Origin of the sequence: Acinetobacter sp. UBA3025 (genome assembly GCF_002367915.1) — a bacterium.
GTDB lineage: Bacteria > Pseudomonadota > Gammaproteobacteria > Pseudomonadales > Moraxellaceae > Acinetobacter.
In genome coordinates, this window is sequence record NZ_DFDO01000030.1 from 1 (window position 1) to 13,976 (window position 13,976).

General features: G+C 43.7%; 13 protein-coding genes and 5 tRNA genes. 13 read left to right on the top strand and 5 right to left on the bottom strand.

What is annotated here, in order from left to right:
• Positions 1-205: 205 nt before the first annotated feature.
• A complete protein-coding gene (gene recN / locus B4J23_RS01265; RefSeq protein ID WP_284879473.1) occupies positions 206-1,867 on the bottom strand; it encodes a DNA repair protein RecN in 1,662 nt (553 codons plus the stop codon).
• 437 nt (positions 1,868-2,304) lie between these two features.
• Here recN and B4J23_RS01270 point away from each other — a divergent pair, with 437 nt between their 5' ends.
• From B4J23_RS01270 to B4J23_RS01280, 3 genes are all read left to right on the top strand, one after another.
• Complete coding sequence (locus B4J23_RS01270) at positions 2,305-2,628, top strand: pyrimidine/purine nucleoside phosphorylase (protein ID WP_004787221.1); 324 nt, start codon at positions 2,305-2,307, stop codon at positions 2,626-2,628.
• Between the two features lie 142 nt (positions 2,629-2,770).
• Positions 2,771-3,520 carry a 23S rRNA (guanosine(2251)-2'-O)-methyltransferase RlmB gene (rlmB, locus tag B4J23_RS01275; RefSeq protein ID WP_291358481.1) on the top strand — a complete coding sequence of 250 codons (750 nt, stop codon included), beginning with the start codon at positions 2,771-2,773 and terminating at the stop codon, positions 3,518-3,520.
• Between the two features lie 43 nt (positions 3,521-3,563).
• Positions 3,564-4,481 (top strand): DMT family transporter, encoded by a 918-nt coding sequence (locus tag B4J23_RS01280; protein ID WP_180002781.1) that lies wholly within the window; start codon positions 3,564-3,566, stop codon positions 4,479-4,481.
• Between the two features lie 38 nt (positions 4,482-4,519).
• On the opposite strand, the gene coaE is transcribed toward B4J23_RS01280, so the two are convergent.
• Genes coaE through pilB form a run of 4 tightly spaced genes read right to left on the bottom strand, consistent with a single transcriptional unit; the run spans position 4,520 to position 8,956 of the window.
• Positions 4,520-5,125: a dephospho-CoA kinase gene (gene coaE, locus B4J23_RS01285; protein ID WP_291358485.1), complete on the bottom strand. Its 606-nt coding sequence runs from the start codon at positions 5,123-5,125 to the stop codon at positions 4,520-4,522.
• 1 nt (position 5,126) lies between these two features.
• A complete protein-coding gene (locus B4J23_RS01290; protein ID WP_291358487.1) occupies positions 5,127-5,987 on the bottom strand; it encodes a prepilin peptidase in 861 nt (286 codons plus the stop codon).
• Positions 5,987-7,216 (bottom strand): type II secretion system F family protein, encoded by a 1,230-nt coding sequence (locus B4J23_RS01295; RefSeq protein ID WP_004787210.1) that lies wholly within the window; start codon positions 7,214-7,216, stop codon positions 5,987-5,989. Before B4J23_RS01295 ends, B4J23_RS01290 begins: the two co-directional genes overlap by 1 nt.
• 30 nt (positions 7,217-7,246) lie before the next feature.
• A complete protein-coding gene (gene pilB / locus B4J23_RS01300) occupies positions 7,247-8,956 on the bottom strand; it encodes a type IV-A pilus assembly ATPase PilB (RefSeq protein WP_291358489.1) in 1,710 nt (569 codons plus the stop codon).
• A 278-nt stretch (positions 8,957-9,234) separates the two neighbouring features.
• On the opposite strand from pilB, the gene tpiA reads away from it, so the two are divergent.
• The 10 genes from tpiA to B4J23_RS01350 all read left to right on the top strand — a co-directional run.
• Positions 9,235-10,026, top strand: coding sequence for a triose-phosphate isomerase (gene tpiA / locus B4J23_RS01305; protein ID WP_291358491.1), 792 nt, complete (start codon positions 9,235-9,237; stop codon positions 10,024-10,026).
• A gap of 13 nt (positions 10,027-10,039) precedes the next feature.
• Positions 10,040-10,369: a preprotein translocase subunit SecG gene (secG, locus tag B4J23_RS01310; RefSeq protein WP_004787204.1), complete on the top strand. Its 330-nt coding sequence runs from the start codon at positions 10,040-10,042 to the stop codon at positions 10,367-10,369.
• A 53-nt stretch (positions 10,370-10,422) separates the two neighbouring features.
• A tRNA-Leu gene (locus B4J23_RS01315) sits at positions 10,423-10,507 on the top strand.
• A 53-nt stretch (positions 10,508-10,560) separates the two neighbouring features.
• Positions 10,561-10,637 (top strand) — tRNA-Met (locus tag B4J23_RS01320).
• Positions 10,638-10,718: 81 nt separating this feature from the next.
• A tRNA-Met gene (locus B4J23_RS01325) sits at positions 10,719-10,795 on the top strand.
• Between the two features lie 72 nt (positions 10,796-10,867).
• Positions 10,868-10,944, top strand: a tRNA-Met gene (locus tag B4J23_RS01330).
• 88 nt (positions 10,945-11,032) lie between these two features.
• Positions 11,033-11,109 (top strand) — tRNA-Met (locus B4J23_RS01335).
• 224 nt (positions 11,110-11,333) lie between these two features.
• Positions 11,334-11,858 (top strand): ribosome maturation factor RimP, encoded by a 525-nt coding sequence (rimP, locus tag B4J23_RS01340; RefSeq protein WP_166136388.1) that lies wholly within the window; start codon positions 11,334-11,336, stop codon positions 11,856-11,858.
• Between the two features lie 35 nt (positions 11,859-11,893).
• Positions 11,894-13,378 (top strand): transcription termination factor NusA, encoded by a 1,485-nt coding sequence (gene nusA, locus B4J23_RS01345; RefSeq protein ID WP_291358496.1) that lies wholly within the window; start codon positions 11,894-11,896, stop codon positions 13,376-13,378.
• 10 nt (positions 13,379-13,388) lie between these two features.
• The coding region (locus B4J23_RS01350; RefSeq protein ID WP_291358498.1) for an IF-2-associated domain-containing protein at positions 13,389-13,976 on the top strand (588 nt) is incomplete at its 3' end.

A 13,976-nucleotide genomic window follows, 5' to 3' on the forward strand; every position in this document is an offset into this window, starting at 1 on the left:
AATATAAAATAAATTTAAGAAGGAATAAGTTTATATATTTTTAATTGTTTAATAATCAAACTAAATAATTAAATAGAAGAAAATACTAAATTTTATATTTAAAGCGGAGTGCTTTATTTTTTATTAATTTTTTATAAGTTGTTTTAAACTAAAAGCTGTTCATAAAAAATCCCTGCACTAGCAGGGATTTTTTATTAAGCATAATTTATGCTTGCTGAAACTTTAACTGTCTTAACTGACGTGCATGCTGCAAGGTGGTTTCATTAATTTCCACGCCACCCGTCATACGTGCAAGTTCCTGTACAATTTCACTTTCTTCCAGATTAATAATGGTACTGCTGGCTGGATCAGTTTGGCGCTTTTTCACTAGTAAATGCTGATCGGACTGTGCAGCCACCTGCGCTTGATGGGTGATACATAGAATTTGTACATGCTGTGCCAGATCAGCCAATAAGCGACCGACGATTTCCGCAGTACCGCCACTGATCCCGACATCGATTTCATCAAAGACCAGTACTTCAGCTTCGGTTTTTTCTGCATTCATGACCTGCATTACCAGGGCGATACGGGATAATTCACCGCCTGAAGCCACGCGTGCCAGAGGTTGCGCTGGAATGCCCTTATTGGCAGTAAACAGAAGCTGAATAAAACTCAAACCTTCACTTGATGGATGTTCCAAAGGCTCAAATTTAAATTCAAAATGTGCTTCAGGCAGGGCAAGCTGTTTCACCTGTTCAGTCAGTTTTTTCGCCAGCGGTTCGGCTGCATCACGGCGAATCTGATCCAGATGTTGAGCTTTGCTCAGAAACTCCTGATAAGAAATTTCCACTTGTTCAGCCAGAGTTTCCGGATCTTCCAGCTGATGCAGCTGCTCAAGCTCAGCCTGCCAGGCCTCATATTCTTCTTTCAGCAATTCTGGCTGGGTGCGGTATTTGCGTGCTAAACGGTGAAATACTTCCAATTTAGAATTCAGTTCTTCCATACGTTCCGGATCAAAGCTTTGCCGATCCATAAACTGGCGTAAGGTCGCTGTTGCATCTTCGAGTTCGCTTTGGGCATTCAGCAAAGAAGTGTAAATCTGGGAAAGCTGCTCGCTACGACCGGCATGCGATTCCATACGGCGTAAAATTGAAGCCAGTTCCTGCGAAATATTTTGTTCACCTTCGTCCAGACCATTCAGGCTATAGACACAATCCTGCATAATCGCTTCATGATGTGAAAGGCGGTCAAATTCCTGCTCAATTTCCTGATAATCCGTCTGGACGACTTCTTCCAGTTCTTCGAGTTGTAGCTCCAGAGTTTCCATACGTTGCTTACGGGTTGTTTGTGCATCCAGCGCTGCCTGATGCTGGCGAATATTTTTATGCCAGGTACTGTAAGCGTCACGTACTTCCTGAGCCGGTGCATAAAAATTGCTATAACGATCCAGCCAGTGTTTGGGATAAGGCGGTTCTAACAGTTGCTGCTGACTATGCTGGCTATAAAGCTGGACCAAGAGTCGGCCAATTTCTTTCAGTTCAGATAGGCTGCTTGGGCGGCCATTGATCCAGGCCTTGCTACGGCCAGTGGCAAAGATCACCCGGCGTAAATGAATTTCCCCTGACTCATCATCGAGTTCATGCTCTTTTAACCAGCTCGCTTCAGGGCTGTCTTCCTGATAGCTAAAGGTTGCTGTTACATCGGCTTTTTCGGTGCCATAACGCACATAATTGGTATCGGTTCGCTCACCCAGACAGGCAGACAGGGCATCCAGTAACAGGGATTTACCTGCACCGGTTTCACCAGTAAGAACGTTAAAACCTTTATCAATATCAATAGCAAGATGCTCGGCCAAAGCAAAATTGATCAGAGTTAAATGTGTCAGCATAAACGCATCCGGGCTGCGAAAAGTTTGAATGAAATAGCATGTCAGTTGCTTCAGTCTAGCAACGCGGCTGTTATTATAAATCAGGATAAATCGATTTCATTCTATCTTAAATTTCAGGGATTAATACACGCTTATTTGAATGTTGTGTCACAGGAACCAAGATCAGGCCACTGAAGTTAGAAAAGATATTTTCATTTTTCTGACATGCTTGAAAGTTAAATTAAATCAGGTCGGAATATATTTTGCTTATAAATGGCGGGAAAAATCACGGCATTTTCCAAGATCTGCCGAAATCACTTAAACAGCCTGGAATCAAGGCAAGCAGGGGTACCCAATAATTTCATTCAAGTCCGATAAACTTCGATTGATTAGTTGCGGGTGCACATTTAAACTACAGCAATCAAAATATTACAAAATGCTTTATCTGGAGAAATGGCATGTCAGCTCAGTTTGATCATGTATCAGTACTTAAAAAATCGAATGTGTATTTTGGCGGGTTATGCATCAGCCATGTGGTGCAGTTTGAAGATGGCACTAAAAAAACATTAGGGGTAATTTTACCTTCAGAAAATGCATTAACTTTTGAAACACATGTCCCTGAGCGTATGGAAATCATCTCAGGTGAATGCCGTGTGCAAATCGCTGACAGCGAAGAGAAAGAACTGTTCCGTGCTGGTCAGTCGTTCTATGTGCCAGGCAATAGCCGTTTCAAAATCGAAACTGATGACGTGCTGGACTATGTTTGCCATTTTGAAGGCTAAACAGACCTACAGATGAGCTGTAACCGATCAAGAAATTTTGTTCTGAATCGGTTAAACTAAGCTTGATACAGAATCCTGTGAAGTTGGCTTTGCAGGATTTTTCTTTTGCTGCCTATTTCCTAATTTATTTTCGAGGTCGTTCATGGCTAAACCTGAGTATTATTATGGCGTCCATTCAGTAGAATCACTGCTGGAGCTTGAGCCTGAACGTGTCTTGACTCTTTTTACCCTGAAAGGCCGTGATGATCAGCGCCTGAAACGTGTGCTGGAGTTGGCTGAACCTTTCGGCATTAGTGTCCAGCAGGCTAGTCGTGACAAGTTAGAAAAACTGGCTGGTTTGCCTTTTCACCAAGGCGTTGTGGCGGCAGTTCGTCCGTATCCAACCTTAAATGAAAAGGATCTGGAAGATCTATTGAAGCAAGATTCTCAAGTACTTCTATTAGCGCTCGATCAGGTAACTGATCCGCATAACCTGGGTGCTTGTATTCGTACTGCCGCAGCGATGGGTGTAGCGGCTGTGATTGTGCCGCGTGACCGTTCAGCAAGCCTGACACCGACTGCACGTAAAGTAGCAGCGGGTGGTGCAGAAAAAGTGAAGTTTATTCAGGTGACCAATCTGGCGCGTACTTTGGGGCAAATCAAAGATGAATTTAATGTACGTGTGGTTGGTACCATGCTGGATGAGAAAGCTTTACCTATCCAGAAATTTGATTTTACTGGTACAGGTGTATGCGTGGTGATGGGTGCGGAAGATACCGGTTTACGACCAATTACCCAAAGCCAATGTGATCAGACGGTTTATATTCCGATGGCAGGCAATCTGCAAAGTCTGAATGTGAGTGTGGCAACAGGGATGGCTCTTTATGAAGCCTGTCGTCAGCGTCAAGCCTAAGTCCTTTTTATTATTTACCTAAATACTGTTAAAGAAGAAGTCTATGTCTCCCCGAACGCAAGGTTATGCCTTTGTCTTAATTACCATGTGTATTTGGGGAGGTTTTACCTTAAGCACGCGCTTAAGTGCCCAGTGGGGGATTAGTGCCTGGGATCTGGTTGGATTACGTTTTCTATTGGCTTTTCTGATTCTGATGCCAGTCCTGATTTATAAAAAGGACACAGCCTTTTTGTGGAGTAAGGAATCCTTTCTCTTAGCCATGATTGGCGGGGTGGGGTATTGCCTGACTGCCTATACGGCTTTCCATTATGCACCTGCAGCTCATGCCGCCGTATTTCTGAATGGTTGTATTCCACTTTGTACCGCAGTGGCTGCTTTTGTATTATTTAAACAGGGATTTGACCGACATACCTGGATCAGTATGGCGATTATGCTACTTGCGATTGGCAGTATGAGCTGGCTAATGTTCCGGGAGTCCGGTGTGGCCTTGGGACTAGGCGATCTGCTGTTTTTCATCAGTGCGATGTGGTGGGGGGTGTTTACTGTACTGCTACGTCAATGGAAACTCTCTGCCTGGCATTCTATGGCCAGTGTGGCGATCTGGTCAGCCATCGTTTATGTGCCAATTTATCTAATATTCTTCCCCAAACATCTGGATGCTGCTGAACCCTGGCAAATGGCTTCTCAAGTGCTCTTTCACGGTATTTTTGTGGTGATTGTAGCGACACTAACTTATGTGGAAGCAATTAAACGTTTAGGTGCTTTTAAAGCGGGCAGTATTGTGACTCTCGCACCATTTATTGCTGCCATACTTGCCGTACCGCTTCTAGATGAACCTCTAAGTCTCGCGATTGTCTCTGGCTTAGTGGGTATGGCAATCGGTGCCATACAGCCTTGGCGCTGGCTGATGCATCAAGACAGTCTCAGCCAAAAACTGGAACAACAAAAAAAGCAGTCCTAACAGGGCTGCTTTTTATTTTAACTCTGACTGAGTTCGGGTTAATGATTTTGAGCAGTCATCTGAAGATACTTTTCATGTAAAGGCGTGAGATGGGCATAAAGATGTTCCAGCTCACCATCATTCAGTACAATATCATCAGCCATAGCGCGTTTTTGTTCACGCGGCATTTGTGCGGCAATGATCTTCTGAATTTGCTCTACATTTTGTCCATCGCGCTGCGAAGCTCGTTGAATTTGCAGTTCAATAGCAGCATCAATTAATAACGTATGTTGTGTCAGTTCATGCTGATTGGTTTCAAACAATAAAGGAGAAACTAAAATCGCATAAGGACTTTGTGCTGCATGCAACTGTTGAATAATTGAAGTGCGAATAGCAGGGTGGGTGATATTTTCCAGCGTTTTTCGTGCTTCTGGAGACTGGAAAATATATTCACGTAAAGCACGGCGATTCAATGAGCCATCCTCAAGTAAAACCCAATCACCAAATGCTTGCTGAATCTGCTGTAGGGCTGGTTGACCGATATTAACGACTTCACGGGCGACAATATCCGCATCTACGACAGCAATCCCTTGAGCTTCAAACCATTGGCTGGCAGCAGACTTGCCACTGCCAATTCCACCAGTTAAACCGAGTACAAATTTCACTTTACTGACCTAAATAGATTTTCATGATCTGCTCACCCCATAAAAAGGCAATCCAGCCGGCAATGGCAATATAAGGGCCAAAGGCAAAGGGCTGGTTTTCTTTACGGACTTTAAGCAGGATAATCCCAATAATTGCGCCCACCAATGATGACAATAATACAATGAGTGGTAGGAGCATAGGCCCCATCCAGGCACCTAAGGCCGCTAACAGTTTGAAATCTCCATAGCCCATACCTTCCTTGCCGGTCATCAGCTTAAACAGATAGTACACCACCCACAAGCATAAGAAGCCAACGATATAGCCCCAGATGGCAGAAGCAGGGGTAGTATAAATCGCATAACTATTAATACCCAGGCCGAGTGCAGTCAGCGGCAGGGTATAGCGATCAGGTAATAATTGGGTGTCGAAATCAATAAAGGTGAGGGTAATTAGGACATAGGTAAAAACCAGACCAAACAGCATCTGTATAGTAGGCCCGAATACTGCCACCACTATCAGTGCACAAGCAGCTGTCAAAAGCTCAACAAATAGATAGCGGATACTGATAGGATTCTGACAGTTACCACATTTACCACGTAATAAGATCCAGCTAATCACCGGAATATTCTGATGCCAGCGAATAGGAGTCTGACATTTCGGGCAGGTTGAAGCCGGTTTGCTTAAAGTAATTTTGCTCTCATCAATAATGGGCTGATCTGGATGCAAGAACAGCTGGCAATCTGTACGCCATTCCTGTTCCATCATTTTAGGGGTACGGTAAATGACAACGTTTAAAAAGCTACCAATACAGAGACTAAAAAGCCCAACTGCGAGATAAAGCGCAGTTGGGTTTTGACTGAAATATAAAATAAAATCTTGCATTAAACCACGGAACCCATTTGGAAAATTGGAAGGTACATTGCGATAACAAGGCCACCAACAAGGACACCAAGAATTGCCATAATCAAGGGCTCCATCATGGAAGTTAAACCATCAACCGCATTGTCGACTTCATTTTCATAATGGGTTGCGACTTTATCCAGCATGGCATCCAATGCACCTGATTCTTCACCAATTGCAACCATTTGTACGGCCATAGAAGGGAATTTATCGGTGACACGCATGGCAAATTGAAGCTGTTGACCTGTCGCAACATCTTCCTTGATTTTTAATACCGCCTCCTCATAGACCACGTTATTGGTTGCACCAGCAGTCGATTCAAGCGCATCAATTAATGGGACACCGGCAGCAAAAGTGGTGGCGAGAGTGCGGCTATAACGGGCAATGATCGCTTTATAGACCAGATCACCAAAGATGGGTGCTTTGAGCGCGGCCTTATCCAGTAGATCACGGAATTTTTTGCTACGCTTTTTCGCTTCAAGGAAAGCAGTAATCACTACGCCAATTCCAATAATCAAAAGGAACCAATATTTTTGCATCCATTCGGACATATTGACTACCATTTTAGTAAATGCAGGTAAGTCTGCACCGAATGAAGAGAATAAGTCCTGGAATACAGGAACTACTTTCACCATCAGGATAATTGTGACGATCACAGCTACTACAATAACTGTAGCTGGATATTTCATGGCCTTTTTAATTTTTTGCTTTAACAGCTCACTTTTTTCTTTATAAATTGCGACACGATCCAGCATGGTTTCCAGAGCACCCGATTGTTCGCCAGATTCGACCAAAGAGCAGAATAGATTATCGAAATATTGTGGGTACTTACGTAGAGCACCAGCGAAAGTATTCCCGCCTTCGACTTCACCTTTAATTCCAAGCACAACCTCGCGCATAGAAGGATTTTCCAAACCTTCCGCAACAATTTCAAAGCCCTGAACTAACGGTACCCCAGCTTTCATCATAGTGGCGAGCTGACGGGTGAAGATAGTGATATCCAGTGTAGAAACTTTTTTCTTCATCAAACCTTCGAGAATATTTTTTTTCTTTTCTCGAATGGTTTTGATCGTAATGCCTTGTTTGCGCAAGTTCACTTTTGCTAAGGCCATATTTCGTGCCGGCAATTCCCCCTTGATCTTGGCGCCTTTGCGGTCAACCCCTTCATAACTGAAGATCGGTGTCATCTGGCCTTTTTTTACTGCTGCCATAGCTTTATCCTTATTTTATATTCAGCACGATCATTCGCTGGTTACACGATTGACTTCCTGTAAAGAAGTCACCCCCTGCATAACCTTCACTAACCCTGATCGGCGTAAATTGTTAAATCCTGCACGCGCAGAAGCTTCAGCAATTTCAATGGCATTGCCATCTTCCATAATAATTCTTGAAATTTCAGGTGTGACTTTCATGACTTCGTAAATACCGACCCGGCCCTTATACCCTTCACGGCATTCATTACAGCCGACTGGCTCATAAATCTGAAATTCAGGGCTTTGTAAATCTGATTCGGTAAAGCCCATTTCCAGCAAACTTTGCTGAGGAATATCAGCCGGCTTTTTACATTGTGAACACAAGCGACGGGCCAGACGCTGCGCAATCACTAGATTGACCGAGGTCGCGATATTGAAAGAAGGGACGCCCATATTACGTAAACGGGTCAGAGTTTCCGGAGCACTGTTGGTGTGCAGGGTTGACATCACCATATGACCTGTTTGTGCTGCCTTGATTGCAATTTCAGCTGTTTCCAGATCACGGATCTCACCGACCATGACAATATCAGGATCCTGACGCAAGAAGGATTTTAATGCCGCTGCGAAAGTCAGGCCAACTTTATTATTCACGTTAACCTGATTAATCCCTTGCAGGTTAATCTCGACTGGATCTTCCGCAGTAGAAATATTGGTATCTTCACGATTTAAAATGTTTAAGCCCGTATAAAGCGATACCGTTTTACCAGAACCAGTAGGACCCGTAATCAGTAACATCCCTTGCGGTTTATCTAGGGCTTCCATGAATAACTCTTTCTGCTCAGGTTCATAACCTAAAGCATCAATTCCCAGCATGGCGCTAGACGGATCTAGAATACGTAGAACCAGTTTTTCGCCAAACAGGGTAGGGAGTGAGTTAACACGGAAGTCGATAGCTTTGTTTTTTGAGAGCTTTAATTTAATACGACCGTCTTGAGGAACACGTTTCTCAGAAATGTCCATCTGCGACATAACTTTTAAACGTGACGCTAAACGGTTTGCTAGTTGTAGCGGCGGTGTTGCAATCTGGCGTAAAACGCCATCGACACGATAGCGTACCCGATACATTTTTTCATAAGGTTCAAAATGTAAATCTGATGCCCCCATACGAATGGCATCAATCAGTAATTTATTAATATATTTAACAATCGGGGCTTCTTCACCCTTGTCTTTTTCATCTTCTTCTTTCGTCGGATCGGTTGTGTCGACATCGACATCCAGATCGAAATCATCATCAAAATCAAAAGTACTTTCTTCAGTAAAGTTTTGCTCAATCAGTTTTTCAAGTTTATTGTGTTCAACAATAACAGTTTCGATATTCAGTTTGGTTGCAAAGCGGATGGCATCCGTTGCTTCAATATTGGTTGGATTGCTCGTGGCAACATAAAGAACATTGGCGTTTTTATAAATTGGCAGAATACGATGCTTGGTGATCAGCTTTTCATCGATATCTTCACGCAGGATTTGTCCTGGATCATAAGCGCCAATATCAAATAGAGGCTCACCAAATTCTACTGAGATCGTTTCGGCAATGGTGGTAGGGGAAAGATTATGATGACTGACCAAATAGGCCACAATATCTGTTTTTTCTTGTTTGGCATTGGCTAAAGCAGTACGCATATCTTCAGCCGATAATACCCCTTCATCGACCAGGCGACGAATAAACCCCGTAAATCTTGGTGACCCCTGCAATGCTGTCATGCTTCAAATGCCTATCAATTCAATTTTTTTAATTTGCTATTCTAAAATTATACGTTTGTTATGCAAAAATACCATAGCTGAGAATGCTGCAATCTTCCTGATATTCAGTAAAAGCTTGAACTGGTCGGAAGAACCGGGCATTTTTTTCAGTGATAACAAAAAATAACCATTTTGAATAGTCTAAACTGAGAAATAGGATGAATAAAACTATTCTTTAAATTTTAGAATTCCGTGTAGAATGTGCCCAATTCAAGATATGTCAGTGAAATAGGTTATTTATGTCGGTTTCGACGATTACCCCTTGGGTGGTGGGCAACTGGAAAATGAATCCAATGCAGGCAGATGCCCAAGCTTTGGTTCAGAATTTAAAAGACTTGCTTGAGTCTGCACCAGTTTCAACAGAGAAATGCCATTTGGGTGTGGCGCCGACAACCCTTGCCTTAACTCAAATTCAAACCGCATTCGCTTCTGCTAATCGCCCTGTATATACCGTAGCACAAGATGTATCACGTATTTCAGGTACAGGCGCTTATACCGGGGAAGTGAGTGCTGAATTATTGGCTGATAGCCAGATTCACTATGTATTGATTGGACACTCTGAACGTCGTGAAATTTTTGCTGAAAGTTCACAGATCTTAAATGCTAAAATCAAGAATGCCTTAAATGCCGGCTTAACCGTAATTTACTGTGTGGGCGAAAGTCTGGAACAGCGTGAAGCAGGGCAGGCAGAAGCAGTGGTCCTGCAACAGATTTGTGATATCGCGACTGTGGTTGCAGGCGAGCAGTGGAAAAATATCGTGATTGCTTATGAGCCAATCTGGGCCATTGGTACCGGTAAAACAGCTTCTCCAGAAGATGCGCAGGCCATGCATGCCCAGATCCGTCAAGGTTTGAGCCAGATTACAGGTTATGCTGCGACTATGGCGATTTTATATGGTGGTAGTGTAAAACCGGAAAATGCAGTAGAGTTAGCAGCCTGTCCTGACATTAACGGGGCATTGGTGGGTGGTGCATCACTCAATGCTGAGTCGTTCCATCAAATTGCTCAAGCATTTGCAAATACACAATAATTAGGAGTTCAGCATGCAAACTTTTGTGCTGGTAGTACATATTATCTTAGCGATTTTGATGATTGTCTTGATTTTGGTTCAGCATGGTAAAGGTGCGGATGCAGGGGCGTCATTTGGCGGCGGCGGTGCGGCAACGATCTTTGGTGCCTCGGGTTCGGGTAATTTCATGACCCGTTTGACGGCAGTTTTTACCGCATTGTTCTTTGTAACCAGTATTACTTTGGCGATTCTTGCCAAGAAACAGACCACTGATGCGTACAGTTTGTCTTCAATTCAATCAGCTCCAACTGCGCCTGCGCAACCGGTTGAAACTTCACCAACTGCACCACAAACGACCGAATAATTTTAATTAAACCTTTCTTTTTTTCAGTGATGCGACTAGAATGCGTCACAGCTGCGGTGGTGGTGGAATTGGTAGACACGCTACCTTGAGGTGGTAGTGCTTTCGGGCGTGGGGGTTCAAGTCCCCCCTTCCGCACCAACTTATAATCCAGAATATAAGTTGGTGTATGCAGCTAAAAAAACTTCTGTTGTTGCGGGATGGAGCAGTCTGGTAGCTCGTCGGGCTCATAACCCGAAGGTCGTTGGTTCAAATCCAGCTCCCGCTACCAATCAATCCTTTTTTAAAGACGCAAACTTTTAAAAGGCAGCTTAAATCTGATTTAAGTTGAGAAGGATTATTTGCATGTTGTTGCGGGGTGGAGCAGTCTGGTAGCTCGTCGGGCTCATAACCCGAAGGTCGTTGGTTCAAATCCAGCCCCCGCTACCAATCCTTTAAAGATGCAAACTTTAAAGGCAGCTTAATGATAGAATATTAAGCTGAATGTTATTTGTATGCTGATGCGGGATGGAGCAGTCTGGTAGCTCGTCGGGCTCATAACCCGAAGGTCGTTGGTTCAAATCCAGCTCCCGCTACCAATTTTTCAGTAACAGATAACAAATATGCAGAATGATGTGGTTGTGATTGAAAAGTTCGCATCTTTTGTATATAATTTTTGCACGTTGATGCGGGATGGAGCAGTCTGGTAGCTCGTCGGGCTCATAACCCGAAGGTCGTTGGTTCAAATCCAGCTCCCGCTACCAAGTTTCTTAAAAGAGGCTCACAACTATGGTGGGCCTTTTTGCACAGTGGGATTTGAAAAAAGTTCAAATTGTGTATTAATTGGGGCGATTTACGCCCTTTTTTATTGGCTATCGTGTAGTGTCGACAATATTTGGTCAAATCTCCATGTTTCACTACTACTATAGTTTGTATTGGTTTGTAGTGGTCAAATAGATCATAAAATCGCACCAGATGACGAGAGTAAATGAAGCTATCAAATAAAACTCAAGCACTTCAGGACTTGATTGCACCAGCAGTTGAAGCCTGTGATGTAAATCTGTGGGGGATTGAATTCCTGCCACAAGGCAAACGTTCATTATTACGGATCTATATCGACAAACCGGTCGATGAAAATGCAGCACCTGTTGTCAATGAAGATGGCGAAGAAGAGCAGGGTCGTGGTATTGGGGTTCAGGACTGTGTACGTGTCACACAGCAAGTCGGCGCGATCCTGGATGTACATGATCCAATCTCAGGTGAATATTCGCTTGAAGTGTCTTCACCAGGTTGGGATCGTCCATTCTTCCAGCTGGAGCAGATGGCTCACTATACCGGACAAACGGTTGCGCTGCGTTTGATCAGTGCCGTCGATAACCGTCGTAAATTCCAGGCAAAACTGGTTGCAGTTGACCTTGAAAATGAAATGATTCAAGTTGAAGTAGAAAAGCAACAGATTTTGGATATCGACAGTCACAATATCGATAAAGCAAACTTGGTCTATCAAGATTAATTCAATTAATAAGAATCTGAACGAATAGGTGACTTATGACACGTGAAATTCTTACCGTCGTTGAAACGGTTAGTAACGAAAAAGGTGTAAGTCGTGAAGCAATTTTTGAAGCGCTAGAACAAGCTTTGGTTGCAGCGACTAAGAAGAAATTCTACGAGGGGACTCACTCGGAAGAAGCTCGTCTTCGTGTAGAAATTGACCGTAAAACTGGTGATTATCGTACTTTCCGTCAATGGGAAGTGGTGGCTGATGAAGATCATGAAATGCCTGCTTGTCAGGATGCGATCTCTGATGTGGATCCGGCACAATGGTCGATTGGCGATATCCGTGAACTGGAAGTAGAATCAATCGATTTCGGTCGTATTGCTGCCCAGATCGCGAAACAGGTGATTGTACAGAAGATCCGTGAAGCAGAACGTGCACTGGTTGCTGATGCTTATGAATCTAAAGTCGGTGAGCTGATCTATGGTGAAGTGAAAAAACAAACCAAAGATGGCTTTATCATTGACTTGGGTGACAACGCAGAAGCGTATCTGGCACGTGAAGAGATGATTCCGAAGGAAATCCTTCGTCCGAAACAACGCGTAAATGCGATTCTATATAGCGTTAACCGTGAAGGCCGTGGTGCACAATTATTGTTGTCACGTGCTAAACCGGAAATGCTGATTGCATTGATGAAAAAAGAAATTCCTGAAATTTCTGAAGAAATCATTGAAATTAAGGCCGCAGCTCGTCAACCGGGTGTTCGTGCTAAAATTGCAGTGAAAACCAACGACCACCGTATTGACCCGGTGGGTGCTTGTATTGGTATGCGTGGTACACGTATCCAGGCTGTACAGCAAGAGCTCAATGGCGAGCGTATTGATGTGGTGGTTTGGTCGGATGATCCTGCGCAATATATCGCAAGCGCATTAGAACCAGCAGATGTATCTAGTATTGTGATCGATGAAGATGCACGTACTGCAGACATCATTTTCGCGACTAGTGATCAGCTAGCTCGTGCAATTGGTTCACAAGGTCAAAACGTTCGTCTGGCATCTGAATTGACTGGCTACAAGCTGGACATGATGCTGGAAGAAGAATACTACGCACGTCAGCAAAGCGAAGCACAAAAATACCTGGACATGTTTGTTACACGTTTGGATATTGCTGAAGATTTGGCGATGGCGTTGGTAGAAATGGGCTTCACCTCGCTTGAAGAAATTGCTTACGTACCGCCAGAAACGTTTGATGAAATCGAACTGGATGCGGAACTGGTTGAATTACTGCAAAGCCGTGCGAAAGAAATTGCACTTGCTGATGCATTACAACAGCAAGAAAACGTACAAGCGCCAAGTGAAGAACTTGTTGCAATGGAAGGCATGACAGCAGAGATCGCGCAAGCTCTCGCAGCTCGTGGTGTGGTAACCGTAGATGACTTAGCTGACCAAGCGACTGATGATATTGAAGATATCGAAGGTCTCGGTGCTGAGAAAGCCGGTCAACTTATTATGAAAGCGCGCGAATCATGGTTTAACTAGGAGGTAGTATATGACGGACAAGTCGATTAAAGAGTTAGCACTCAGCGTGGGTCGCCATGTTGATAAGCTCCTAGAGCAGGTTCGTGAGGCAGGTTTACCACAGCGTAAAGCTGACGATATTATTACCACCGAACAACAAGATCGCTTAATGAATCATGTGAAAAAGACACAAGGTTCAGATGGCCATGCAGGACAAATCACGTTGAAACGTAAAACGACCAGTACTGCTAAAGTGGCAAGTACTTCAGGTAAGGCGAAAACGATTAATGTAGAAGTTCGCAAGAAACATACATTCGTCAAGCCAGACCCGGAACAAATTAAAGCAGAAGCTTTAGCGAAGGCCCAAGCTGAACAGCAAGCGAAAGCAGAAGCTGAACAGACGTCAGCACCAGCTAAAAAACCTGCTGATGCACCTAAATCAGGTACAAACAATGCAAGCAAAGCACTAGAAGCAATGCGTGCAGCTCAGAAACAAGAAACTGAGAAACAGGAAACACCTAAAGCCGCTGTTGTGGTAAAACGCAAATCAACTAACAAGCCGATTGTGAAAGCAGCGGTTAAACAAGTTGAAACAGCAGAACAGAAAAAAGCACGTGAA

What these genes read in the sequence shown, in the direction of transcription:
- B4J23_RS01270 (WP_004787221.1), top strand. Translation starts at nt 2,305, where the DNA reads ATGTCAGCTCAGTTTGATCATGTATCAGTACTTAAAAAATCGAATGTG.
- tpiA (WP_291358491.1), top strand. Translation starts at nt 9,235, where the DNA reads ATGTCGGTTTCGACGATTACCCCTTGGGTGGTGGGCAACTGGAAAATG.
- B4J23_RS01295 (WP_004787210.1), bottom strand. Translation starts at nt 7,216, where the DNA reads ATGGCAGCAGTAAAAAAAGGCCAGATGACACCGATCTTCAGTTATGAA.
- recN (WP_284879473.1), bottom strand. Translation starts at nt 1,867, where the DNA reads ATGCTGACACATTTAACTCTGATCAATTTTGCTTTGGCCGAGCATCTT.
- nusA (WP_291358496.1), top strand. Translation starts at nt 11,894, where the DNA reads ATGACACGTGAAATTCTTACCGTCGTTGAAACGGTTAGTAACGAAAAA.
- B4J23_RS01290 (WP_291358487.1), bottom strand. Translation starts at nt 5,987, where the DNA reads ATGCAAGATTTTATTTTATATTTCAGTCAAAACCCAACTGCGCTTTAT.
- secG (WP_004787204.1), top strand. Translation starts at nt 10,040, where the DNA reads ATGCAAACTTTTGTGCTGGTAGTACATATTATCTTAGCGATTTTGATG.
- rimP (WP_166136388.1), top strand. Translation starts at nt 11,334, where the DNA reads ATGAAGCTATCAAATAAAACTCAAGCACTTCAGGACTTGATTGCACCA.
- rlmB (WP_291358481.1), top strand. Translation starts at nt 2,771, where the DNA reads ATGGCTAAACCTGAGTATTATTATGGCGTCCATTCAGTAGAATCACTG.
- pilB (WP_291358489.1), bottom strand. Translation starts at nt 8,956, where the DNA reads ATGACAGCATTGCAGGGGTCACCAAGATTTACGGGGTTTATTCGTCGC.
- B4J23_RS01280 (WP_180002781.1), top strand. Translation starts at nt 3,564, where the DNA reads ATGTCTCCCCGAACGCAAGGTTATGCCTTTGTCTTAATTACCATGTGT.